A 22769-nucleotide genomic window follows, 5' to 3' on the forward strand; every position below is an offset into this window, starting at 1 on the left:
GCCGGTCAGCGGGTGGCGAACTCGCTGATGCTGCCGCCGAGCCGCCGGCGCAGCGTGGCCAGGGCGCGGGTGGAGCGGGTGCGGACCGCCGCCGAGCTGACGTGCAGGGCGTCGGCCGTCTCCTCGACGCTGCGGTCCTCCCAGTACCGCAGCACGACCACCGCGCGGTCCTTGGGGGCGAGCTGGGCCAGGGCGTCGAGCAGGGCGATCCGCAGGGCGGGGTCCTCGCCGGTGTCCGGAGCCCGGTCGGGCAGCTCGCCGAGGGGGCGCTCGGTGGCCGAGCGGCGTCTGCGGTGGCTGAGGAAGCCGCGTACGAGGACGGTCTGTGCGTACCCGGCCGGGTTGCCGCTTCGGGTCATGCGCCCCCAGTGGACGTACATCCGGCCGAGCGTGTCCTGCACCAGGTCCTCGGCGAGATGGGTGTCTCCGCTGGTCAGCAGGCATGCCGAGCGGAACAGGTGGCCCGAACGGGCGGCGGCGAACTCCAGGAACTCGTCCGCGCGGGACTGTCTCATGTCCCCCCTTCCGTCGCGTGTCGTGTTCGCTGTCGGTGCGCTTACACACCACATACGCGATGGGCCCCGGGAAATGTTTCAGAACCGGATTCCCCTCGCAGGACGAAACGGTGCAAAAGGGGGTATCCCTGGAGTATGAACACTTTCCTCGTGGGTTCCGCCCAGGTCACCACGGCGGCCGGTGTCTGGCAGTCCGGTCTCGCCCAGGTCCTCGGCGGGCTGGTCGTGGTCGTCGTCCTCATCGGCGCCTTCGTGCTCGGCATGCGCCTCAAGGACCGCGAGTCGCGTCCGCCCGCTCCGGAGGAGCAGCCACACCGCCCGGAGACCGACGCCCTGCCCGGTGAGATGTCCGAGTACCGCAGGCCCGCGGAGATGCCGCAGACCGACGGAGAACACCGGCTCATGCCGTACCAGCTCAAGGACGCCGGCACCGAGACCTCCCCCGACCCCCCGAGCGAGGAGAAGCGCAAGTGGGGCGGCATCTCCAGCGGCGGCTTCGGCAGCGGCGGGACGGGACACGGCGACTGACCGTGGACGCCCACGCCATGGGCACCGGTACGCGGCCGCGCGCGGTCGCGTACCGCCTGCTCGGCTCCGACACCGAAGCCGACGCGGCCCTGCGGGAGGCGGAGCGCGGCGCCGGGCCCGGCGCGCCCGCCCCCGCCCCGGCCGGCGCGCCCACGCCCGCCCTGTCCGTCCTGGTCCGGGTCTGCCTGGCCCGGCTGCGGGAGCGCGAGGCGGCGTGGAGCGGGCCGGAGCCGGGGCCGCTGGGCGCCGGGCCCGGCGAGGAGGCCGTCCTGGACGCCCTGCCGCCGGCCGAGCGCGTCGCGTACGTGCTGCACGACGACTTCGGCGTCCCCGTCGACGAGATCGCCGCGGCCATGGGGCTCACCCCGGCCGCCACCCGGCAGCTGGCCGCCCGCGCCCGGCGCCGGGTCGCGGAGAGCGACGAGATGCCCGAGCGGGACCCGGCCTGACGCACGGAAGACCGGACCCGGCCCGACACACGAGTCCCGGACCCCGCCTGGCACCCGAAACCCGGACCCCGCCTGACACACGCATCCCGGCCCCGCCTCACGCGCGGAACGCCACAGGGCCTGTCCCCCCGGTCCGGGGGGACAGGCCCTGTGGTGCGTTCACGCCGCGGGTACGGCGCCGGTCGCCCAGCGGGTGAGCACCCGCTGTCTGCCGCTGCCGGCCGTGGCCTCGGCCAGTTCGGTCAGGAAGCGGCCGACCTCGCCGTCACCGCGGACGACGGAGACGATGCGACAGCCGCGGGTGATCACGACGGTGCCGTTGGCGCGGTGTTCGTAGCCGAAGGGGCGGGCGGGGTGCATCAGGCGGCTCCGATCTTTTCCTTGGCCGGGGTGCCGGTGAGCGCGGCGAGGTCCGGTTCGGGCGTCGGGCCGCCCACGCCGAGCAGGCGCAGGATCGGGCCCGCCATGGCCGTGGTGACCAGGGCCATCAGGACCATCATGGTGAACAGCTCCGGCCCGATCAGGCCCAGTTGGCGGCCGATGCCGAGGATGACGATCTCGGTGAGGCCGCGGGTGTTCATCAGCGTGCCGAAGGCCCCCGCGTCCCGCCAGCTCATCCCGGAGAACCGGGCCGGGATCGCGGCGCCCGCGAACTTGCCGACCACCGCGGCGACCAGCACGAGGAGCAGGGCCGCGAGGCCGGACCAGCCGAGCCCGCCGACGTCGACGGAGAGGCCGGTGACCACGAAGAAGACCGGCAGGAGCAGGGAGGAGACCTTCTCCAGCGGCACCTCGATCAGCCGGTGCAGCTCGGCGTCCCGCTCGCCCGCACCCTGCCTCGGCATGATCAGGCCGAAGGCGAAGGCGCCGAAGATGGCGTGGATGCCGACCCACGAGGTGGCGTAGGCGGAGAGCAGCACACCGGCCGCCACGACGGCGAGCCGGCCGCTGCCGGACCAGCGCAGCACCTTGTGCAGCAGCGGCCGTACGACGAGGAGCATCGCCGCCGCGTACGCCGCCGTCCACGCCAGGACCTCGAAGAACCCGCCGGTGCCGCCGGAGCCGGCCATCGCGACGACCAGGACCAGCACGCACCAGGCGACCACGTCACCGGCCGCGGCGCAGGCCATGGCGGTGGTGCCGACCCGGGTGGCGCCGAGGTTCTGGTCCCGGATGATCCGGGCGAGCACCGGGAACGCGGTGATCGAGAAGGCGGTGGCCAGGTAGAGCACGAACATGTCCTGGCCCACCCCGGCGGGTGCCAGCGAGTCGTACAGCAGCGCCGCCGCGCCGGCACCCACCGCGAAGGGGACGGCCATCGCGAGGACGGCCGTGGAGCCGACCGAGGCGGTGCGGCCGCGCAGCTTGCCCAGGTCGAGCTCCCAGCCGGCCAGGAACATGAAGAGCGCGAGGCCGACCTGGGAGACGGCCGACAGCATCGGCCGGGCCTCGGGCGGGAAGATCAGCTCGGGCAGGTTCCCCGGCAGCAGCCCCAGCAGACTGGGCCCCAGCATCAGTCCGGCGGCGATCTCCGCCACCACGGGCGGCTGGTGGATCCGCCGTGCGAGCCGGACCATGACGGCCCCGACCAGCAGGACGATCGCCACGTCGGCCAGGACCACCGCGTCGATCGGTACAGCATGGGACGCTGCCATCGCGTCTCTCCCCCTCTGCTTCTACTCCTGGTGGATCAGATCAGGACACGGCCGGCGGCGGTGTCCCGGGTCTCCCGCGACTTGCGCAGGTCACGGGTGATGATCGCCTTCTGGAGCCAGCGGTCCGTGCCGTCGTAGCGGGCGGTGAAGGCCTTGCGGCCGTGCACGGCGAGGTAGTTGTCGACGACGAGCAGCGTGCCGGCCTCGACCACCACGTCCCGGGTGGCCCGCTCCAGCTCGGCGACGAGCTCCTTCAGGGCCTGTTCGGCGACCGAGTCACCGTCGACGCACCGCATGAAGAAGGGGTCGATCCGCAGGTACGGGGAGTCGGGGGCGCCGAAGAGGACGGCGACCGGCTCCGGGGTCTCGCGCATGGCCCGCATCCGGAGCAGCCCCGGGTGGTCGGGCTGCTGGACGGCAAGCTGACGCAGGTGCTCGTCATCCGGAAGGATGTAGAAGCGGGGCTCGGACAGCGCCTTCCGGGTCTCCGCGCTGAGGGTCACGTCACGGATGGAGGCGACGGTGGTCGGCACCCGGTCGTGGTTGCGGATTCCGAAAAGGGCCAGATAGTCACAGCGGTACGGGTGGAATCCGTCCTCGGTGTGCCATTCCAGCAGGACATCGCTGCCGTGACCGCTCTGCTCGTTCTCCTCGCCGGCGATCGGCAGCACATTCTGGATCATCCGGCCGGACTGCAGGGTGGGCCAGCTGAATATCTCGCCAAGGCATTTCCCGATGAGCGAGAGGAAGATTTCCTCGCGCCGGGTGTTCAGCGAGGAGGCGGCGTCCGACCAGTTACCGGGAGTAGGCCCGACACCCTGATCGTCGACGTCGAATCCCCGGATCTTGAATGCGGCGGCCGGGTCGTCACGGCGGAACTCCGCGAGGAACTTCCGCAGCCCCACGGGCAGCCGGCCGGTCAGCTCCCAGGCCTCGTCGTGGAAGCGCGGGTGGCCCGGGTCGCAGTCCGCCTGCTTCAGTTCGGCGATCAGCGCGTCCAGGTGGGCGACTTCGTCGGTGGACAAGTCGTAGTGGAGTACGCCCTGGTCAATGGTCACGGGAATTCGCCCTCTCTGGCATGGTGGGTAGGGGCCGTGGGCGGCCCTGGGCTAGTCCCAGCCCCAGCTGTCGCCGCTGTCGGTCACGCTCGTCTTGCTCGTGTGCAGGGTGTCCGCGGCCTGCGCGGCGGAGGCGCTCATCACCGTCGCCGAGAGGGCCACGGCGCACGAGACCAGGTAGACAAAAGCCTTGCGTCGCATTTCTCTTACCGTCCGATTCCCTCGAAGTGGCTTGTGGCTTACTCGATTTAGCCCGACAGAGGTTTGTGACCTGCCGTCGTTGAGTAATCTGCCAGGGGCCGAACGGGCGCTACAAGAAGTTCGGTTGGCACCAAGGTGCACTGGCTGCAAGTGGCCACATCCGCCGCCCTTGGCCGAGAAGCGGGTGTGGCCGGACCACCATCAGAAGGCCTTACGGTGTTTCCCGCCGCGCTTGCGCTCGTACATCTCACGCCCCGCGGCCTCGCGTCGGCGCCATTCACGGCCGAGCTCGGCGCGCAGCCGGGCGTCGGTGCGCGAGGCGATCCAGGCGCTTTCGCGCAGCAGTTTGCGGTAACTCTCGAACCGGCGGTGCGAGAGGGTGCCGTCCTCGACGGCGGCGAGGACCGCGCAGCCGGGTTCGGCGTGGTGTTCACAGTTGTGGAAGCGGCAGCGGGCGGCCAGTTCCTCGATCTCGGCGAAGACCTGGGTGAGGCCGTCGTTCGCCTCCCAGAGGCCGACCCCGCGCAGCCCGGGGGTGTCGATGAGCAGGCCGCCGGACGGCAGCGGCAGCAGATCGCGGGTGGTGGTGGTGTGCCGGCCCTTGCCGTCACTGCCGCGCACCTCCCCCGACTCCTGCTCCTCGGTCCCCAGCAGGGCGTTGACCAGCGTGGACTTGCCGACGCCCGACTGGCCGAGCAGGGCCGAGGTCCGACCGGCCAGGGCCCCGGCGAGAGCGTCCAGGCCGTACCCGTCGAAGGCGCTGACGGGGAACACCTCCGCTCCGGGGCCGGCCTCGGCGACATCGGCCACGAGGTGGGTGATGTCGGGGACGAGGTCGGTCTTGGTCAGCACGACCAGGGGCTGGGCGCCGCTGGACCAGGCGAGGGAGAGGAAGCGTTCCAGCCGCCCGAGGTCCAGCTCGACGGCGAGCGAGACCGCGATGACGGCCAGGTCGATGTTGGCGGCGAGCACCTGGCCTTCGGAGCGGGCCGAGGAGGTGGAGCGGGTGAAGCGGGTGCGGCGGGGCAGCAGCGCCCGGACGACCGGGCCACCGCCGGTGGCGGGGGCCGCCTCGACGGCCGCCCAGTCCCCGGTGCAGGGCGCGGTGGTGGGGTCGGCGCCGAGCACGGGCCCGGTGTCGGCGCGTAACGGCGCCACGGGCGCCGCGGCGTCGGCCCTGGTGGCGGCGACCGCCTCGCAGCGGCCGCGGTCGACCCGTACGACCCGGGCCGGGACGAGCCCGGCTCCGGCGTGCGGGGCGAACGCGTCCGCCCAGTCGGAATCCCAGCCGTAGGAGGCGAGTGTCGGTTCAAAGGCGCTGGTCACAGCGGTCCCCTCGATCGATGGTGCGGATCGGGGCCATTGTCGGGCCGCCGTACGGTCGTGGCCGTGAGGACCAGACCGTCCTTGACGAGAAACCCTCCTTCGAACCCGGTCAGCCGTACGCCGTCCACCACCGGCCCCTCGACGAGGAGCCGGGCGGTGAAGGTCGAGGTGCGCGGCTGGAAGGAGACGGTGGCCTCCTTGAAGTCCAGCCACCGGCCGGTCAGCGGCGACCAGGCCTTGAAGACGCTCTCCTTCGCGCTGAACAGGGCCCGGTCCCAGTGCACGTCCGGCCGGACCGCGGCCAGTTCGGCGAGGTGGGCCCGCTCCTGCTCGCCGGTGACCAGGTGCAGCACCCCGGTCCGGTCGAGCGCGGCGTGCGGTTCGGCGTCGAAGCCGAGCGCCGCCAGCTCCGTGGCACGGGCCACGGCCGCCGCCCGGTAGCCGGCGCAGTGGGTGATGCTCCCGACGATCCCGGCCGGCCACCGCGGGGCCCGGGAGGCCTCGTACGGGATGGCGACGGGGGCCACGCCGAGTCCGCCGAGGGCCCGCCGGGCGCAGGCCCGGGCGGTGGTGAACTCGCGGCGCCGCGCGGGGACGGCACGGGCGAGCAGGTGCTCCTCGCCCGGGAAGGGGACCGGCACCCCGGCCGGGTCGCCGAACGCTTCCGCGGTCGCGACCGGCCGGGGCAGCAGTTCCTCGATCATCGGAGCTAGCCGGCCTTCCGCAGCTCGACCTTCGGACGCGGGGCCTGCTCTGCCAGCGCCGTCAGCGCCGTCACGGTCGCCGCGTCCTCCCACCACCGGACGGGGCGGTCGATCGGGTCGATCGGCATGACGGACTTGAACATGTCGTTCTCGAGGTTGGCCAGCTCCGCGTCGTACGGCTTGCCGGTCGCCTTGAACGCCCGCTGGATGCGGACCCGGCGGCGGTCGATCAGCTCGGCGTTCCGCTCGAAGGTGGAGGCCGGCTGGAGCAGGAAGTAGGTCTGCGGGCTGCCGAAGTTGTACCGCGGCGAGTGCTCCGGGTAGCAGGGCGCGAAGGAGACGACGAAGAAGCGCTCGCCGCCGATCATCGCGTACCAGGTCTCGTCCGGATCCGGGTCGTCCTGGATGTACACCGACGGATAGAGGTCGCACAGGGCCTCGAAGAAGCGCCGGGTGAGACGGATCAGGGCCGGCAGGGTGGCACCGAGCTCCGGGTCCTCGAAGGTGAGCAGCATGCCGTCGAGCTCCCGCTCGCGCGCCGAGGCGAAGAACTCCTCGATGGTGTCGCGGTGTTCGCGCAGTCCGGCCTCGACGTCCCTGCCGGGGACGCTGACCGGGGTGCCCATACGGGACGGCTTGGCGAAGGGACAGTGGGTCGTCCGGACGATCTGGTCGAAACTCATGCTGACCTCACAGCTTCACTTTCTGCGGTTCGGTGACGGGTGCGGAGGCGCGGCAGCCGAGCACGTAGAACCACCAGCCGAGGACGACCAGGGCGATCAGCGCGGCGAACATCGCGGCCGGGGAGGCGTGCACGAGGAGGAAGCCACAGATGATCGGACCGATCGCGACCCCGATGTGGACGAGGTTCTGCGCACCGAAGTAGCTGCCGCGGAGGTTCGCGGGAGCGATGTTGTCGATGAACATGTACTCGGCGGGGACCACGATGACCTCGCCGATCGTGAAGACCACGATCGCCGCGACGATGATCCACACCTCGGTGGAGAGCGCCATGCCGACCAGGCCGAGGACGAAGGCCCCGGTGCCCCACGTGAGCCAGCGCAGCAGGGTCTTCTCCTTGAGCCGGCTGCCGATGACGTACTGGGTGGAGATCACGACGATCGCGTTGGCGGCCGAGATGTACGCGACGAGCCGGTAGGCGCTGTCACGGGACTCGACCAGGACCAGGTACTGGGACATGTAGGTCAGCAGCGGCCCGTAGACCACGATGCTGAGGATGCCGCCGAGGGTGAACAGGCCGAGCCGGCGGTCGGCCCGCATGACCCGCAGCACCTCGCGGAAGTTCATCGACTCGTCGGAGTCGGAGGACTCCTCGGCGCCCTCGGCGCCCTTCGCCCCGGCCGGGCCTCCCGTGAACAGCCTGCGGAAGATCACCAGCGGCAGCAGGGCCGCGAAGATGACGCCGGCCGCGAGCCAGAACGGGCCTCCGGTGCCGGCCTTGACGGTGAACACGCCCAGGAAGGGGCCGACGGCCGCGCCGATGTTCTGCAGCGAGTAGCGCAGCGAGAACACCTTGGCGCGGTTCTCCGAGGGCAGCAGGTCGGCGAGGAGCGCGTTGGCGGCGACGCTCATCGAGGAGGAGGCCGTGTTGGCCACCAGCAGCAGGCCGATGACCAGGACCGGGGAGTCCAGGAAGGGCAGCACGCCGTACAGGCCGGTGAGCAGCACGTCCAGGACGATCATGAAGTCGACCTTGACGAACCGGTCGGCGAGGTAGCCGCCGTAGACGCTCACCATGGTGCCGACCAGCAGGCAGACACCGAGGACGTAGCCGACGGTGGCGCCGTCCATGCCGAGCGAGTCGTTCAGGTAGATCGGCAGATAGGCGAGGATGCCGAAGAAGCTGATGGCGCGCGCCATCGCGCAGAGCAGCATGATCCGTACGGCGGTGGGCAGTTCGCGGATCAGCTGGACGAAGTTCTTCATGCCCGAGCCTCCCCCGCGATGGTCTCGATGATCTCGATGAGCGTTTCCTTGACGAATTCGATCTTCTTCTCGTCGAAGAGATCGGGATGGTGGCCGAAGAGCAGTTCCAGGCGCTCTCCGGGGATCACGGTGATGCCGAGCGGGTAGTGCGAGACGCCCTTGGCGCCGTCGGTGCGCTCGCTCGCGCGCAGCCCGCCGAGGTCGGCGGCGTCGTCCTCCTGGTCGGGGTAGTTCTGGAAAACGTAGTACGAGTCGAACAGCTCGCCCGTACCGGCCAGGCGCTGGATCTCGGTGAGACCCAGGTGGCGGTGGGGGAAGACGTCGAGCTGGGCGGACTGCACCCGGGTCAGGGTGGTCCGCAGCGGCTCGCCGGCCTCGGCGCGCACCCGCAGCGGCACGGTGTTGATGAGCAGGCCCACGACGGACTCGATGCCGTCGATCTCGGCCGGCCGCTCGGAGACCGTGGTGCCGAAGACGACGTCCTCCGTCCCGGTGAGCCGCCCGAGGAGCAGGCCCCAGGCGGTCTGCACGGCCGTGTTGAGGGTGATCCCGAGGCGGGCGCAGGCCCGCTCCAGGTCCCGGGTCAGCTCGGCCGGCAGCACCGCGCTCGTCGTCCGGGGCAGCACGTGGGAGGCGAGCCCCGGGGTGCCGACACGGGTCGGGCCGGCGAGCCCGTCGAGGTAGGCCTGCCAGGCCGTGACGGCCTCCGCCGCGTCCTGACCGGCCAGCCAGGCCAGATAGGCGCGGTACGGGGTGACCGGCGGCAGCGCCTCGCCGCGGCCCGCGTACAGCTCGAACAGGTCGTGCCAGACGACCGGCATGGACCAGCCGTCGAGCAGGATGTGGTGGTCGGCGACGAGGAGTTCGTGCCGGGTGGCGGCGTAGCGGATCAGGCTGAAGCGGAGCATCGGCCCGTGCGCCAGGTCGAAGCGCAGCCGCGCGTCCTCGGCGACGATCCGGTCCCGCTCGACCTGCTGGTCGGCGGGCGGCAGTCCGGTCAGGTCGTGCAGCCGCCACGGCACCTCGACGGTCGAGCGGACGACCTGGACCGGGTTCTCCAGGCCGCGGACGGCGAAGGAGGCCCGCAGGTTGGCGTGGCGCATGAGCAGCCCGTGGGCGGCGGCGCGCAGCCGCTCGGCGTCGAGCGGCCCCTCCAGGTCGAAGACGGTCTGCCCCTGGTAGGGGTCGTCGTCGTGCTCGGGGTCGGCGGAGGCGCTGACGTGGAGCAGCAGGCCCTGCTGGAGCGGGGCGAGCGGCAGCACGTCGGCGAGGCCGGGATAGGTCCGCTCCAGCTCGGTGAGCGCGGACTGCTTGAGCGGCAGCAGGGTGATGTCGGAGGGGGTGAGCCCGCCGAGCTCGGGGTGGGCGGTGAGGCCCGCGAGGGCTGCGAGCAGCTGCTCGAAGCGGTCGGCGAGGGCGCCGACCTCCGCCGCGCCGAACAGACCCGTGTCCCAGCTCCAGCGGACCCCCGCCGAGACGCCGTCGGCGCCGGGCCGCACCTCCACGAGCAGCGCGTACCGGGCCGCCGCGTCGCCCGGCTCGCCGAAGCCGTACCGGAAGGCGACCCGGGACGGGCCGAACTCCGCGTTGGTCGCCGCGAGTTCCGCGTGGTTGCGGCCCTCGGACGGGGTCTGGCGGACCTGCTCCTTGACGCGCTTGAGGGCGCGGGCGAGGCCCTTCGGGTCGGTCAGCGCCCGGTCGATGCCGGCCAGGCCCGGGGTCAGCTTGACCGGGTACGGGGCCGGGACCGGGTCCGTCGCCAGGTCGACGCGGAGCGCTGACTGGGCGGCCGGCAGCCGCCGGGCACGCCACTCGATGAGGGCGGGCGCGAACGCGGCGAGCGCGATGTGCTCGGGCGCGGCGTGGAAGATCCCGGGCAGCGCGCCGAGCAGCGCGCCGGCCGCCTCCTCGTCGAGGCTCCGGTCGAACGCGGCGTGTTCCAGGGCCGGTTCGCCGTACGACGGGTCGGGGGTCTCCAGGGTCTTCAGCCAGTGCGGCAGCTCGGTCGCGGCGACCGCGGCCGGGTCGACCGCCTCGGCTGCCTGCGCGGCGCGGGCGATCAGCGCCTCCACGGTCTGGTGCTGGAAGACGTCGCGCGGGGTGATGACGAAGCCCTCCGCGCGGGCCCTGCTGACCAGCTGGATGGAGCGGATCGAGTCGCCGCCCAGGTCGAAGAACTGGTCGTCGACGCCGACCGTCTCCAGGCCCAGGACCTCCGCGAACAGCCGGGCGAGGGTGATCTCCCGCTCGGTGCGCGGCGGCCGGACGGCCCGCGAGGTGAAGTCGGGGGCGGGCAGCCTGCGGGTGTCCAGCTTGCCGTTCGGGGTGAGCGGCAGCCGGTCGAGGAGCACGACCGCCGCGGGCACCATGTGCTCGGGCAGCTGCCTGGCCGCGTGCCGGCGGACCTCCAGGGCCAGCTTGCGGGTGTGCTCCTCGGCGCGCGGGTCGTTGCCGTGCGCGTACAGGCCGCGGCCCTCGGCGGGCGCGTGCCGGAAGACGTCGGTGAGCCAGGGCGCACCGGCCCGCTCCGGCCCGATGAGGACCGCGTCGAACAGGTCGCCGTCGGCGGCGTCGGTCCAGGTGAGCCGGGCCTCGTAGCCGAACTCGGCGGCCAGCGCGTGCAGGGCCTCCGGGTCGGTGCCGGGCCGCTCCACGGGGACCAGGGTGCGGACGGCGGCCGTGCTCTCGGTGCGGATGCGCCGGGCGGTGAGCACCTCGGCGGCGACCCGCCGGTTGGGGATGCCGGTGACGCGCAGCAGACCGGGCCGCCCGTCCGCCAGGTGCGCGCGCAGCGCCTCGGGCCCGTCCCAGGCCAGCTCGGCGGCGCCGGCGACGGAGACCAGCTCGGCGCCCCGCTTGTGCAGCACGACCTCGTAGCGGAAGTCCGTCAGCTCGTTGCTGTGGTGACCGCGCTTGAGCTGGATGTCGACGCCCGCGACCTCCGGGACCTCCTCGCCGATCCGGCTGAAGAAGGCCGGGTCCAGGAGGAGTTCGCTCTCCAGGGCCATGGTGTGCTCGACCAGCTCGCGCACCACCCCGGCCTGCTCGTCCGCGTGCGCCCCGCCGTGCAGGGCGATCGCGGTGAGGAAGGGGTGGAGCAGTCCGAGGTGCCGGATGTCGCCGAGGAAGATCCGGCCGCCGGGCTCCAGGAGATCCATGGCCTGCCGGATCACGTCGATCAGGTAGGGGACGCTCGGGAAGTACTGGGCGACGGAGTTGATGACGACGGTGTCGTAGCGGTGGCCCGCGAGGTCGCCGATCTCGTGGCCGGCGAGGCTGCGCAGCATGATCCGGTCGCGCAGCTCCTCGGAGGCGGCCGCCCGGTTGCCCAGGGTCTGGATGAGCGAGGGCGAGAAGTCGACGCCGGTGTAGTGGTCGACGTGCGGGGCGACCTTCCACAGGATGAGACCGGAGCCGACGCCGACCTCCAGGACGCGGCGCGGCTTCAGGTCGAGGATGCGGGTGATGGTGGCGTCCTGCCACTCGCGCATCTCGTCCAGCGGAATCGGCCCGTTGTCGTAGCTGCTGTTCCAGCCGGTGAAGTCCTGCTCGACGCCCAGGTCCTCCTGCTCGCTGTACCCCTGCTCGTGGATCTCCTGCCACTTGTCGACGTGCTCGATGTCCTCGGCGAGGTCGTGCGCCCGCTCCTCGCCGCTCCTCGCCACGACGTAGCCGATGAGCTGCTTGTGGTCGGGGGTGTCCTCGCGGACGACGACGACGGACTGGGCGACGTCGTCGTGGGTGTCGAGGACGGCCTCGATCTCGCCGAGCTCGATCCGCATGCCCCGGATCTTGACCTGGTCGTCCGCGCGGCCGACGAAGTCCACGACGCCCTCGCCCGAGGGCAGGGTGCGCCACTTGGCGAGGTCGCCGGTGCGGTACATCCGGCCGCCGGGCTCCCCGTACGGGCAGGCCACGAAGCGCTCGGAGGTCAGGCCGGGCCGGTTGAGGTAGCCGCGGGCCAGGCCGTGACCCGCGATGTACAGCTCGCCGACGACACCCGGCGGAACGGGCCGCAGGGCCGCGTCGAGCACGTACACGCGGGTGTTGTGCAGCGGACGGCCGACCGGCACCGAGTCGGCCTCGAAGGCGCTCCCGGCGTCGCCGACCCGCCAGTACAGCGTGTCGACGGTCGCCTCGGTCGGACCGTACGCGTTGATCATCGTCCGGCCGCGCGACCAGGTCGCGGCGAGCCCCGGCGGGCAGGCCTCGCCGGCCACCATGATGTGCGGGACCGCGGCCAGCGCGTCCTGGGCCATCGAGCCCAGGATCGTCGGCGAGAAGGTGATGTGCGTCGGCCGGTGGCGGGCGGTCAGCGCGCGCTGGCGGTCCGGCGACAGCAACTCCTCCGGCGAGGTGAGGATGACGGCCGCGCCCGAGAGCAGGGTGCAGCACATCTCGCAGAAGGTCGGGTCGAAGTTGATCGACGAGAACTGCAGGAAGCGGGAGCCGGCGTCCAGGCCGAACCGCTCGATGTAGCTGCGGGCCAGGTTGGGGATGCCCCGGTGGGTGACGGCCACGCCCTTGGGGCGGCCCGTCGAGCCCGAGGTGTAGATGACGTACGCCAGGTCACCGGCGCGCAGCGGCGCGCGCCGCTCGGCGTCGGTCGGGGCGTGCTCCGGGCGCGCGTCGAGCTCCGCCCGTACGGACGGGTCGTCGAGTTCGAGCCGGACCACGTCCCGGGCCTCGGCGGGCAGCTTGGCGAGGACGTCGCCGGTGGTGATCAGGACCCGCGGGCGGGTGTCCTCGACCATGAACGCCAGGCGCTCCGGCGGGTAGTCGGGGTCGAGCGGCAGGTAGACGCCGCCGGCCTTGAGGATGCCGAGCAGGCTCGCCAGCAGGTCGGGCGAGCGGCGCAGCGACAGGCCCACGACGTCGTCCCGGCCGACGCCCCGCCCGATCAGCCAGTGCGCGACCCGGTTGGCGCGCCGGTCGAGCTCGGCGTAGCTCAGCTCGGTGTCCTCGTGGACGAGGGCGAGCGCGTCGGGGGTCCGCGCGACCTGCGCCTCGAAGAGGGTGGGGAAGGTGGCGTCGGGCAGGTCGAGCGCGGTCGCGTTCCAGCCGTCGAGGACGGTGTCCCGCTCCTCGACGTCGAGCAGGTCGATGGAGTCCAGGCGCCGCGCGGGATCGGCGGCGACCAGGTCGAGGACGCGCAGCAGGTAGCGGGAGAAGCGCTCGACGGTGGCCCGGTCGAACAGGTCGGTGGCGTACTCGATCTCGCCGCGCAGGCCGTCCGGGCGGCCCGCCCGGTCGAAGCGCTCGGTGAGCTCGACCGTCAGGTCGAACTTGGCGGTCCGGGTCGGCACCGTCTCGTGGACGGCGTCGAGCCCGGGCAGCCGCCAGTCGGGCTCCACGTTGTTCTGGAGCACCAGCATCACCTGGAACAGCGGGTGGTGGCTGGTGGTGCGGGCCGGGTTGAGGACCTCCACCAGGTACTCGAACGGCAGGTCCTGGTGGTCGTAGGCGGCCAGGTTCGACTCGTTGACGCGCGCCAGCAGTTCGGTGAAGGCCGGGTTGCCGGAGGTGTCGGTGCGCAGCACCAGCGTGTTGACGAAGAAGCCGACGAGCTCGTCGAGCGCGCTGTCGGCGCGGCCCGCGAGCGGCGAGCCGAGCGGGATGTCGCTGCCCGCGCCCAGCTTGCTCAGCATGGTCGCGGTGGCGGCCTGGAGCACCATGAAGAGGCTGGCCCGCTCGCGCTGGGCCAGCGCCTGCAGCCGCTCGGTCAGCTCCGCGCCGACCTCGAAGGGCACGACGTCGCCGCGGAAGGTGGCGAGCGCCGGGCGCGGCCGGTCGGTGGGCAGGTCGAGCAGCTCGGGCGCGCCGGCCAGCCGCTCGCGCCAGTAGGCGAGCTGCCGGGACATGGCCGAGTCGGGGTCGTCGGTGGAGCCGAGCAGCTCGCGCTGCCACAGCGTGTAGTCGGCGTACTGGACGCCCAGCGGCGCCACGTCCGGCCCGGCGCCGCGCAGGGCCGCCTCGTACGCCTCGCACAGGTCCTTGACCAGCGGGGCGAGCGACCAGCCGTCGGACGCGATGTGGTGGATGCAGAGCAGCAGGACGTGCGCGTCGGGGCCGGTGCGGAACAGGTCGACGCGGGTGGGGATCTCCGCCGACAGGTCGAAGAGGTGTCCGGCGGCCTTGTCGACGGCGGCCTGCACCTCCGCCTCGGCGACCTCGTGGACCGCGATCTCGACCCGGGCCTCGGCGGCCGGCACCACGATCTGCTCGGCGCCCTCGGGGCCCTCGCCGAAGTAGGTGCGCAGGCTCTCGTGCCGGGCGACCAGGTGGTCCACGGCCTTGCGCAGGGCGTCCGTGTCGAGCGCGCCGGTGAGGCGGACCGCGATCGGCAGGTTGTAGGTGGTGCTGGGGCCCTCCAGGCGGTGCAGGAACCACAGCCGCCCCTGCGCGTACGAGACGGGCAGGTGCGCGCCGCGCTCCCGCACGCCGGGCGCGGGCCGGGCCGGGGCGCCCGCGTCGAGGCGGAGCGCGAGGGCGGCCGGGGTGCGCTCCTCGAAGACGGCGCGGAGGGGGAGTTCGACGCCGAGCTCGGCGCGGACCCGGGCCACCAGGCGGGTGGCGAGCAGCGAGTTGCCGCCCAGGTCGAAGAAGGCGTCGTCGGCGCCGACCCGGTCGACGCGCAGCACCTCGCCGAAGAGCGCGGCCAGCGCCCGCTCGCCCTCGGTGCCGGGCGCGCGGTACGAGGCGGAGGTGCCGAACTCCAGCGGCGGCAGGGCCTTGCGGTCGACCTTGCCGGCCGGGGTGAGCGGGAAGCGGTCCAGGACCGCGACTCCGGCCGGGACCATGTGCTCGGGCAGCCAGGCGGCGAGCGCGGCGCGCAGCGCGCCCGGCTCGGGGCGGTGGCCTGCGGCGGGCACCACGTAGCCGGCCAGGTGCGTGGCGCCGGGGCCGTCGTCCTCGCGGACCACGACCCGGGCCTGCGCGACCTCGGGCAGGCGGCGCAGCGCCTCCTCGATCTCGCCGAGCTCGATGCGGTAGCCGCGGATCTTGACCTGCTCGTCGACGCGGCCGAGGAAGTCGAGGGCGCCGTCCGGGCGGCGCCGCACGACGTCGCCGGTGCGGTACATGCGGGCGCCGGGGGTGTCGCCGAACGGGCAGGCGACGAAGCGCTCGGCGGTCAGGCCGGGACGCCCGTGGTAGCCGCGGGCCAGGCCGTCGCCGGACAGGTACAGCTCGCCGGGCTCGCCGTCGGCGACCGGCCGCAGCCGCTCGTCGAGGACGTGGACGCCGGTGTTCCACAGGGGGTGGCCGATGGTGACGGGCTCGCCCGCGCGGACCGGCGCGACCAGCGACCAGATGGTGGTCTCGGTCGGGCCGTACAGGTTCCACACCTCGGCGTGCCCGTCGGCCGCGAGGAAGTCGGCGAGGTCCTGCGGCAGCGCCTCGCCGCCGCACAGCAGGCGGATGCCCGCCGGGAGTTCGGCCGGCGACCAGCCCGCCTCGCGCAGCAGCTGCCACAGCGCCGGGGTGCCCTGGACCAGGGTCGGCGCGGCCTCGGCGAGCCGGCGGCGCAGCGCGGCGCCGTCCACGGCGGTCTCCCGGGGCACCAGGTGCAGGGTGGCCCCGTTGACCAGCGGCAGGTAGAGCTCCAGGCCCGCGATGTCGAAGGAGATCGGGGTCGTCGACAGGACCGTGTCGGCCTCGCCCACCCCGTACCGGTCCGACATGAAGGCGAGGAAGTTCGCCAGCGAGCGGTGGGTGACGACGACGCCCTTGGGGCGGCCGGTCGAGCCGGAGGTGTAGATCGTGTACGCGCCCTGGCCGGGCCCGGTGGAGCGGCCCGTCGGGTCGGTGCCGGGCTCGCCGGCCTCGTCGCCCGGGTACAGCCGGGCGGTGCCCTCGGCCACCGGGCCGAGGCCCGGCTCGACGGCCGGGGTGGTGATCAGGGCGCGGGGGCGGGCGTCGGCCGTCATGTAGGCCAGCCGCTCGCTCGGGTAGCCCGGGTCGAGCGGCAGGTACATCGCGCCTGCCTTGAGGGTGCCCAGCAGCGCGGCGACCAGCTCCGGCGAGGACGGCAGCGCGACGGCGACGGTGTCGCCGGGGCCGATGCCGAGGCCGCCGAGCCGGTGCGCGATCCGGTTGGCGCGGGCGTCGAGCTGCGCGTACGTCAGCTCGGTGGTGCCGTCGGTGACGGCGACGGCGGCCGGGACGCGGACGGCCGTCGCCTCGAAGCGGCCGACGAGGCCGTCGGCCCACGGGGCGGCGGCGCCCGCGGAGTGCTCCAGCTGTGCGGTCATGAGTGCAGGTCCTGTCCGGTGGTCGCGGCCGGCGCGAGGGCCGTCCAGTGCTCCTCGACGTACCCGAGGCAGGCCGTGCGCGTCCCGGGGCCGAACGCGGCCTCCCAGCCGGCCGGCACCTCGGCGACATCGGGCCACAGCGAGTGCTCGCCGGCGGCGTTGGTCAGGACGCGGTAGACGCCCGACTCGTTCTCGAACGGGTTGGTCGCCTCGTCCGTCTGCTGTGCCTTGCCCATGGTCCTCAGCCCTCGCCCACGAAGTCGTCGATGCGCGCGGCGATCTCGACCGCGTCGGTCATGCAGAGCTTCACGCCGTACGAGTCGGAGTCCATGACCTCGGCGGTCAGCTCCCCGGTGATCGCCGCGCGCCACTGCTCGAAGGTCTCGTTGTCCTTGGCGAGCAGCATCAGCGCGTCCACGTCCAGCGGCTCGGGACGGTAGGTCTCCAGGGCCCGCGCGGTGGTGCGGAAGGCCCGGTAGACGCGCTCGGCGAAGCGGGTCGCGCCGCCGCCCCGCGCCGCGGCCTCGGCGCCGAACAGCACCGCCGCCACCTCCGCGTACACCTTCTCGTGCTCGGCGTCTGCCGGGTCGAGCGCCGGGTGCTCGGTGTGCGGGGCGATGAGCCGCAGCATGTCGTAGCGGTAGTCGACCAGCCGGACCTGCTCGGTGCCGGGCTCCTCCGCGCCGGTGCGGGAGCCGTCCAGGTAGCCGTCGACGATCACCAGCTTCCGCAGGCCCAGGCCGCGCTCCTCCGCGATGCGGGCGATCTCGTAGCCGATCACGCCGCCCGCGCAGGCACCCACCAGGTGGAAGTCGTCCTCGCCGAACTCGTCCTCGATCAGGTCCGCGTACTGCTGGGCCAGCTCCCGCATGTCGTCGGGGACGGACACGTCGCTGATGTGCGGGGACTGGATCCCGTAGCAGGCGCGGTCGGCGCCGAGCAGCCGCACCAGGTGCCCGTAGCCGTCGACCAGGCCGGTGCCCGGGTGGATGAAGACCAGCGGGGTGTGCGCGCCCTGGTTGCTCATGCGGATCATGGAGCGCTCGGTGGGCGCGGCCTGCAGGATCGCCTTGTTGGCGCACAGCTTGCTGAGGGTGCGGTACCGCAGCAGGTCGCCCATGTTCAGGGACCAGCCGAGCCGCTGGTTGATCTGCTCGATGGTGACCAGGGCCAGGAGGGAGTCGCCCCCGGTCGCGAAGAAGTCGTCGTCGAGCCCGACGTCCTCCCGGTCCAGCGTGGTCTTCCAGATCTCGACGAGGGTCTGCTCCACCAGGCTCTGGCCCGGCGTGACCTCGGACTCCTCGATGGTTGTCTGCCGAGCACTCACAGCGGAACTCTCACTTTCGTCGCTAAGGACAGCTATGGGGGGCGGGGCGGGCGGGGCCGGTGGGCCCGCTGGGGGGCGGGCTACGCCCACCCGCCCGTGAAGGGGATGACGTCGCCGGTGAGGAAGTCGGCGGAGCCGCTGGTCAGGAAGACCACCAGGTCGCCGATCTCGCGGGCGGTGCCGAGGCGGCCGGCCGGCAGCAGGCCGCGGAGCTTCTCCCGGCCCTCGTCCGTCGCCCACGCCTCCGGCGGGTAATAGGTCTCGGACTCAAGGAAGTTGGGGGCGACCGCGTGCACGACGACCCCGTGCGGGGCGAGTTCGCGGGCCGCGGCCTGCGCGTACACGGAGGCCGCGGCACGCAGCGAGCTGTAGACCGAGAAGCCGTGCTCGGGCCGCTGCGGGGCGGCCGAGGTCAGCACCACGATGTGGCCGCTCCCCCGCCGCTTCATGTGCGCGGCGGCCTTGCCGAGGACGGCCGCCGGGGTGACGAGCAGGGCTTCGGCGGCCCGCCGCAGCTCGGCCGCGTCGGGCTGGTCGACGGGCTGGAAGCGGGCCGGGTAGACGTCGTTGCTGACCAGCACGTCGAGCCGGCCGTACCGCTTCACCGCCTGCCCGACCGCCCCGGCCGGGGTCTTGGCGTCACTCGCGACGGCGCCGTCCCGGGTGTCCTCGAAGGCGGCCCTGGCGGCCTCGTCGAGGAAGTCGTCGTCCTGGCAGAACACCGTGTACCCGGCCTTGCGCAGCGCCTCGACCGCGCCGGGCCCGGCGTAGCGCGTCGCCTGCGTGACCAGGGCGACGCGCTCCGCCGGGGCGGCCGTGCGGGAGCCGGGGGGACCGGCGGCGGAAGGGGTGTCCGCGCTCACGCGCCACCGCCGATGAACTCCCGCAGCATCGTGTAGACCTCGGGGTCCGGGATCAGGATGTCGTGGTGGGTCCCCGACTCCCGCTCCTCGACCCGGGCCTCGCCCCGCACCAGGTCGCCGAAGTGGCGGGCCGTGTCGGGGTGGGTCATCCGGTCCGTGCTGCTCGTGGCGATGAGCACCCGCTGGGTGATCGCCCGGGCCGCCTCGTTCGCGTCGTACGCCATGAGCGCGTAGTTCTGCTTCGCGTACCGGTGGAACAGCTCCACGTCCCCGTACGGGTAGAGGATGAACGGCGCCAGCCGCGGCTCCACGCCGAACAGCATGTTGGGGTCGAGGAAGAGGCTCAGCGTGCTCCGGGCCCGCTCGACGCCGGCCGCGGCGGTGGCGAGCACGCTCTGGAACTGCTTCTGGAACGGGGTGCGCATGACGCCCGCGCCGAAGTTCAGGTCGGGGTGGAGCACCGTGAGGGTCTCCACCCGGTCGCCGAACGCGGCGGCCGCGGCGACGCCGACCGGCGCCCCGCCGCAGATCCCGACCAGGTGGGCCCGGGTGATCCCGTACTCCGTGAGCAGCGCGCCCATCAGGGCGGTCTCCTCGTCGAAGTCGCCCGCCGGGGTGTCGAGGCCGCGCCAGTCGCCGAACAGGTACGGGTTCTCGTAGGTGACGACGAGCCGGCCGTCGGGTCCCGAGGACAGCTCCTCCAGCCAGGGCCGGAACAGCGTGGCCGGCACGCCGGAGGGCAGGATCAGGACGATCGCCTCCTCGCCGGCCGGTCCCGCGGAGAAGGCCTCGAAGGCGGGTACGCCCGCGGCCTCGATCCGGCGCCGGCCCGGGAGGGCGGCGAGTCCGGACGGGCCCGCCGCGAGGTCCTCCGGTTGCCCCGAGCTCTCGGCGACGGGACGCCAGCTGCCCAGCTCCAGGTCGACATAGGTGCTGAGGGCGACCTCCAGGGCGGACGGCTGCTGGGGTGCGGTGGCCTCGAACCACGGGACGACCAGGCCGTACGCGTCGCCGACGGCGGCCAGGACCTCGTTGCACCGGGCCGCCTCGGCCGCGGAGTACTCCTCCGTGGCCCGCTCGCCGGCCGGGAAGACCCGCAGGGTCTTCGACGACGCGGCGAGCAGCGGCTGGCACAGTTCGAGGACCTCGACCACGCTCAGGGTCTTGGTGGTCATGTCAGAACTTCTTCCCCCGGGTGGTCTCCGTGACCATGCGGTTGTCGGCGTTGTTGTTCTCTCCGCTGACCAGGACGGAGCCGTAGCGCTCCAGGCTGATCCGGCCGCCGTACTCCTCGATGTGCTCGCTGTCCGGGTAGACCGTGACCGTGGACGGCACGTAGCGGGAGGCGAAGCCCATCCGCATCTCGTTGGTCTTGCCCTCGTGCGGGTGCGAGGCGTGCATCAGCGTCGACCAGAAGATGATGAACTGGCCCGGCCGCATGACCTGCGAGACGGCCTGGTCCTCGTCCGGCGTCCAGTTCGGGTCCTTCTGGAGCTGGCGGTAGTCGTAGCCGAAGAAGCCGCGGCGGACGCCGTCCTTGTCGACCGAGTTGATCGAGTTCGGGTCGTAGTGCATCCGCTTGGTCTCGTCGTAGTTCATCGACTCGTGCGTGCCGGGGATGAACTGCAGGCAGCCGTTCTCGACGGCGGCCTCGGTGAACGCCGACCAGACGGTGATGGTGCCGCCGAAGTCGGAGTTGTCCGGCCACAGGATCTGCGGGGTGCCCGAGGCGTTGGCGAAGGTGTCCGCCTGGTGCCAGTCGGTGCCCTCGTCACCCGGGTGCTTCGGGAAGAACTCGGTGCGCCAGCAGATGACGTCCGGGCCCAGGATGGAGTTCACCCGGTCGACGATCTCGGCCCGCCCGATGTGGGAGGCGAGGAAGTCGTTGTCGAGGTGACGGTCGTAGTTGGAGATGTTGGTGGCGCCGGCCAGCGCGTCGTCCGGGTACACGGCGTCGCTGCGGTCCAGCAGCTGGAGCCGGGTCTTGCGCCACTGCGCCTTCATCTCCTCCGGCGTGTAGAGCGTGAACGGGCCGATGAAGCCCTGCCGGTGGAACTGCGCGAGCTCCTCCTCGGAGAGGGCGAACGTCTTCTTGGCTTCGGTGGTCATGTCCAGGTCTCCTAGCGGGAGGTGAGGGCGAGCTGGTTCTTGACGGCGGCGGCGAGGGCGGCGATGTTCGCGCCCTCGGCGAGCGTTCCGACGTTGAGGCTCAGCCGGTAGCGGTCGTTGACGACGCTGAGCATGTGGATCAGGGAGAACGAGGTGCCGCCGAGGTCGAAGAACTCGTCGCCGTCGGCGATCGCGGCCGCGTCACCGGTGCCGAGGACCTCGGCCCAGATGCCGCGCAGGGCGTCCTCCACGGAACCGCCGGCCGCGCTCTGCTCGCGGGCGCTGTCGGCGGCCTCGGCGAGCCGGAGCTCCAGGCGCTTGCGCAGGACGCTCTCGTCCAGCTTGCCGTTGACGGTGACCGGGAGTTCGTCGAGGGCGAGGTACGTGGAGGGCGCCATGTACGCGGGCAGCGCGGCGGCGACGGCCTCCTTCAGCTCCGCGGCGAGGGCCTCGGCGTCCGTGCCGGCCTCGACGACCGGGTAGGCCACCAGACGCGGGTCGCCGGAGCCGAAGTCGGCGACGAGGACGACCGCGTCGCGGACGGCGGGGTGCTGCTCCAGGACGGTCTCGATCTCGCCCGGCTCCACGCGGTAGCCGCGGATCTTGACCTGGCGGTCGGCGCGGCCCGCGTAGGCGAACTGGCCCGGGGCGGTCTGCACGCCGCGGTCGCCGGAGTCGTACCAGCGCTCGGTGGAGCCGTCGGCCAGGGTCCGCTCGACGAAGCGCTCGGCCGTCAGCTCCGGGTGGCCCAGGTAGCCGCGGGCGACACCGGCGCCGGCCACGTGCAGCCCGCCCTCGGCACCGATCGGCAGCTCCGCGCCCGACTCGTCGAGGACGGCGAGCCGCAGGTCGGCGATGGGGCGGCCGATGAGGCTGTCGCCCTCGCCGGCCAGGTCGGCCTCGGAGATGACCTTCCAGGTGACGTGCACCGTGGTCTCGGTGATGCCGTACATGTTGACGAGCGCCGGCGTCTCGATGCCGTGGCGCTCCACCCACGGCTTGAGCGAGCGGTAGTCCAGCTTCTCGCCGCCGAAGATCACGTACCGCAGGTCCAGCGGCCGGCCCTCGTCGACGCCGATCAGGTTGCGGAAGGCCGAAGGCGTCTGGTTGAGCACCGTGACGCGCTCGCGGCGCAGCAGCGTGAGGAAGGCCTGCGGGTCGCGGGCGGTGTCGCGGTCGACGATCACCAGGCGGCCGCCGAAGAACAGCGCGCCCCAGATCTCCCACACGGAGAAGTCGAAGGCGGTGGAGTGGAAGTTGGTCCACACGTCGGTCTCGTCGAACGCGAAGACCGGCGCGGTGGCGGTGAACAGCCGGACCGCGTTGCGGTGTTCGATCTCGACGCCCTTGGGCTCGCCCGTCGAGCCGGAGGTGAAGATGACGTACGCGAGGCTCTCGGCGTCCGCACCCTGGTGCCCGGCCGGCGCCTCGGCGACGGCCTCGGGCAGCGCGTCCACCCGGACGACCCGACGGTCCTCGACGAGGGAGGCGGTCGCGGCGTGGGCGACGACCAGACCGGAGTCGCAGTGGCCGAGCACGAACTCGCGCCGCTCGGCCGGGTAGGCGGGGTCGACCGGCACGTAACCGGCCCCGGCCTTCAGGATGCCGAGCAGACCGACGACGAGCTCGGCACCCCGCTCGACGCAGAGCCCGACCCGCTGGTCCCGCCCCGCGCCCGCGGCCCGCAGCGCCCCGGCGAGCCGCTCGGCCCGCTCGTCCAGCTCGCGGTAGGTGAGCTGGGTACGGCCGTCGGTGACGGCGACGGATTCCGGGAAACGGGAGGCGGTCCGCTCGAAGTTCTCGTGGAGGGTGACACCGGGTTTCATTGGACGGAA

General features: G+C 72.8%; 18 protein-coding genes. 2 read left to right on the plus strand and 16 right to left on the minus strand.

The genetic code is table 11. The annotated features are described in order from the left end of the window. Positions 1 to 5: 5 nt before the first annotated feature. Complete coding sequence (locus OG309_RS16540) at positions 6 to 515, minus strand: SigE family RNA polymerase sigma factor (protein WP_329421678.1); 510 nt, start codon at positions 513 to 515, stop codon at positions 6 to 8. A 135-nt stretch (positions 516 to 650) separates the two neighbouring features. Here OG309_RS16540 and OG309_RS16545 point away from each other — a divergent pair, with 135 nt between their 5' ends. After that, positions 651 to 1043 (plus strand): DUF6479 family protein, encoded by a 393-nt coding sequence (locus tag OG309_RS16545; RefSeq protein WP_329421679.1) that lies wholly within the window; start codon positions 651 to 653, stop codon positions 1041 to 1043. Between the two features lie 2 nt (positions 1044 to 1045). Next, positions 1046 to 1492 (plus strand): sigma factor-like helix-turn-helix DNA-binding protein, encoded by a 447-nt coding sequence (locus OG309_RS16550; RefSeq protein WP_329421680.1) that lies wholly within the window; start codon positions 1046 to 1048, stop codon positions 1490 to 1492. 159 nt (positions 1493 to 1651) lie between these two features. Here the strand turns inward: OG309_RS16550 and OG309_RS16555 are convergent, their stop codons facing one another. The 15 genes from OG309_RS16555 to OG309_RS16625 all read right to left on the minus strand — a co-directional run bounded on the left by OG309_RS16555 (position 1652) and on the right by OG309_RS16625 (position 22760). Next, positions 1652 to 1852, minus strand: a complete 201-nt coding sequence (locus tag OG309_RS16555) for a hypothetical protein (protein ID WP_329421682.1) — start codon at positions 1850 to 1852, stop codon at positions 1652 to 1654. Next, on the minus strand, positions 1852 to 3147 hold the full coding sequence (locus OG309_RS16560) for a cation:proton antiporter (protein WP_329421683.1): 1296 nt from the start codon (positions 3145 to 3147) through the stop codon (positions 1852 to 1854). The genes OG309_RS16555 and OG309_RS16560 overlap by 1 nt, the downstream gene beginning before the upstream one ends. 35 nt (positions 3148 to 3182) lie before the next feature. After that, a complete protein-coding gene (gene gntD, locus OG309_RS16565; RefSeq protein ID WP_329421684.1) occupies positions 3183 to 4205 on the minus strand; it encodes a guanitoxin biosynthesis L-enduracididine beta-hydroxylase GntD in 1023 nt (340 codons plus the stop codon). Between the two features lie 51 nt (positions 4206 to 4256). After that, complete coding sequence (locus OG309_RS16570; RefSeq protein ID WP_329421685.1) at positions 4257 to 4406, minus strand: hypothetical protein; 150 nt, start codon at positions 4404 to 4406, stop codon at positions 4257 to 4259. Positions 4407 to 4607: 201 nt separating this feature from the next. Then, positions 4608 to 5732, minus strand: a complete 1125-nt coding sequence (rsgA, locus tag OG309_RS16575) for a ribosome small subunit-dependent GTPase A (protein ID WP_329421686.1) — start codon at positions 5730 to 5732, stop codon at positions 4608 to 4610. Continuing rightward, a complete protein-coding gene (locus tag OG309_RS16580) occupies positions 5729 to 6436 on the minus strand; it encodes a 4'-phosphopantetheinyl transferase family protein (protein ID WP_329421688.1) in 708 nt (235 codons plus the stop codon). The genes rsgA and OG309_RS16580 overlap by 4 nt, the downstream gene beginning before the upstream one ends. 5 nt (positions 6437 to 6441) lie before the next feature. Continuing rightward, positions 6442 to 7119, minus strand: a complete 678-nt coding sequence (locus OG309_RS16585; RefSeq protein WP_329421690.1) for a hypothetical protein — start codon at positions 7117 to 7119, stop codon at positions 6442 to 6444. A gap of 7 nt (positions 7120 to 7126) precedes the next feature. Next, the gene (locus OG309_RS16590) at positions 7127 to 8383 is read right to left on the minus strand and encodes an MFS transporter (protein WP_329421691.1); all 1257 of its coding nucleotides are present in this window, start codon (positions 8381 to 8383) and stop codon (positions 7127 to 7129) included. Next, entirely contained in the window at positions 8380 to 16635 is an 8256-nt protein-coding gene (locus OG309_RS16595) for a non-ribosomal peptide synthetase (RefSeq protein ID WP_329421692.1), read from the minus strand. Before OG309_RS16595 ends, OG309_RS16590 begins: the two co-directional genes overlap by 4 nt. Beyond that, positions 16632 to 16871, minus strand: a complete 240-nt coding sequence (locus OG309_RS16600) for an MbtH family protein (RefSeq protein WP_329421693.1) — start codon at positions 16869 to 16871, stop codon at positions 16632 to 16634. The genes OG309_RS16595 and OG309_RS16600 overlap by 4 nt, the downstream gene beginning before the upstream one ends. A 5-nt stretch (positions 16872 to 16876) precedes the next feature. Next, positions 16877 to 17962 carry a thioesterase domain-containing protein gene (locus OG309_RS16605; protein WP_329421694.1) on the minus strand — a complete coding sequence of 362 codons (1086 nt, stop codon included), beginning with the start codon at positions 17960 to 17962 and terminating at the stop codon, positions 16877 to 16879. Positions 17963 to 18042: 80 nt separating this feature from the next. Beyond that, positions 18043 to 18825: an SDR family oxidoreductase gene (locus tag OG309_RS16610; protein WP_329421696.1), complete on the minus strand. Its 783-nt coding sequence runs from the start codon at positions 18823 to 18825 to the stop codon at positions 18043 to 18045. Next, positions 18822 to 20000: an alpha/beta fold hydrolase gene (locus OG309_RS16615; RefSeq protein WP_329421697.1), complete on the minus strand. Its 1179-nt coding sequence runs from the start codon at positions 19998 to 20000 to the stop codon at positions 18822 to 18824. Before OG309_RS16615 ends, OG309_RS16610 begins: the two co-directional genes overlap by 4 nt. 1 nt (position 20001) lies before the next feature. After that, positions 20002 to 20934, minus strand: coding sequence for a chlorinating enzyme (locus OG309_RS16620; protein ID WP_329421698.1), 933 nt, complete (start codon positions 20932 to 20934; stop codon positions 20002 to 20004). Positions 20935 to 20945: 11 nt separating this feature from the next. Continuing rightward, the gene (locus tag OG309_RS16625; RefSeq protein ID WP_329421699.1) at positions 20946 to 22760 is read right to left on the minus strand and encodes an amino acid adenylation domain-containing protein; all 1815 of its coding nucleotides are present in this window, start codon (positions 22758 to 22760) and stop codon (positions 20946 to 20948) included. Positions 22761 to 22769: the final 9 nt, after the last annotated feature.

Origin of the sequence: Streptomyces sp. NBC_01268 (genome assembly GCF_036240795.1) — a bacterium.
Classification (GTDB): domain Bacteria; phylum Actinomycetota; class Actinomycetes; order Streptomycetales; family Streptomycetaceae; genus Streptomyces.

What these genes read in the sequence shown, in the direction of transcription:
- OG309_RS16540 (WP_329421678.1), bottom strand. Translation starts at nt 515, where the DNA reads ATGAGACAGTCCCGCGCGGACGAGTTCCTGGAGTTCGCCGCCGCCCGT.
- OG309_RS16545 (WP_329421679.1), top strand. Translation starts at nt 651, where the DNA reads ATGAACACTTTCCTCGTGGGTTCCGCCCAGGTCACCACGGCGGCCGGT.
- OG309_RS16555 (WP_329421682.1), bottom strand. Translation starts at nt 1,852, where the DNA reads ATGCACCCCGCCCGCCCCTTCGGCTACGAACACCGCGCCAACGGCACC.
- OG309_RS16560 (WP_329421683.1), bottom strand. Translation starts at nt 3,147, where the DNA reads ATGGCAGCGTCCCATGCTGTACCGATCGACGCGGTGGTCCTGGCCGAC.
- OG309_RS16570 (WP_329421685.1), bottom strand. Translation starts at nt 4,406, where the DNA reads ATGCGACGCAAGGCTTTTGTCTACCTGGTCTCGTGCGCCGTGGCCCTC.
- OG309_RS16580 (WP_329421688.1), bottom strand. Translation starts at nt 6,436, where the DNA reads ATGATCGAGGAACTGCTGCCCCGGCCGGTCGCGACCGCGGAAGCGTTC.
- OG309_RS16585 (WP_329421690.1), bottom strand. Translation starts at nt 7,119, where the DNA reads ATGAGTTTCGACCAGATCGTCCGGACGACCCACTGTCCCTTCGCCAAG.
- OG309_RS16590 (WP_329421691.1), bottom strand. Translation starts at nt 8,383, where the DNA reads ATGAAGAACTTCGTCCAGCTGATCCGCGAACTGCCCACCGCCGTACGG.
- OG309_RS16595 (WP_329421692.1), bottom strand. Translation starts at nt 16,635, where the DNA reads ATGACCGCACAGCTGGAGCACTCCGCGGGCGCCGCCGCCCCGTGGGCC.
- OG309_RS16600 (WP_329421693.1), bottom strand. Translation starts at nt 16,871, where the DNA reads ATGGGCAAGGCACAGCAGACGGACGAGGCGACCAACCCGTTCGAGAAC.
- OG309_RS16615 (WP_329421697.1), bottom strand. Translation starts at nt 20,000, where the DNA reads ATGACCACCAAGACCCTGAGCGTGGTCGAGGTCCTCGAACTGTGCCAG.
- OG309_RS16620 (WP_329421698.1), bottom strand. Translation starts at nt 20,934, where the DNA reads ATGACCACCGAAGCCAAGAAGACGTTCGCCCTCTCCGAGGAGGAGCTC.
- OG309_RS16625 (WP_329421699.1), bottom strand. Translation starts at nt 22,760, where the DNA reads ATGAAACCCGGTGTCACCCTCCACGAGAACTTCGAGCGGACCGCCTCC.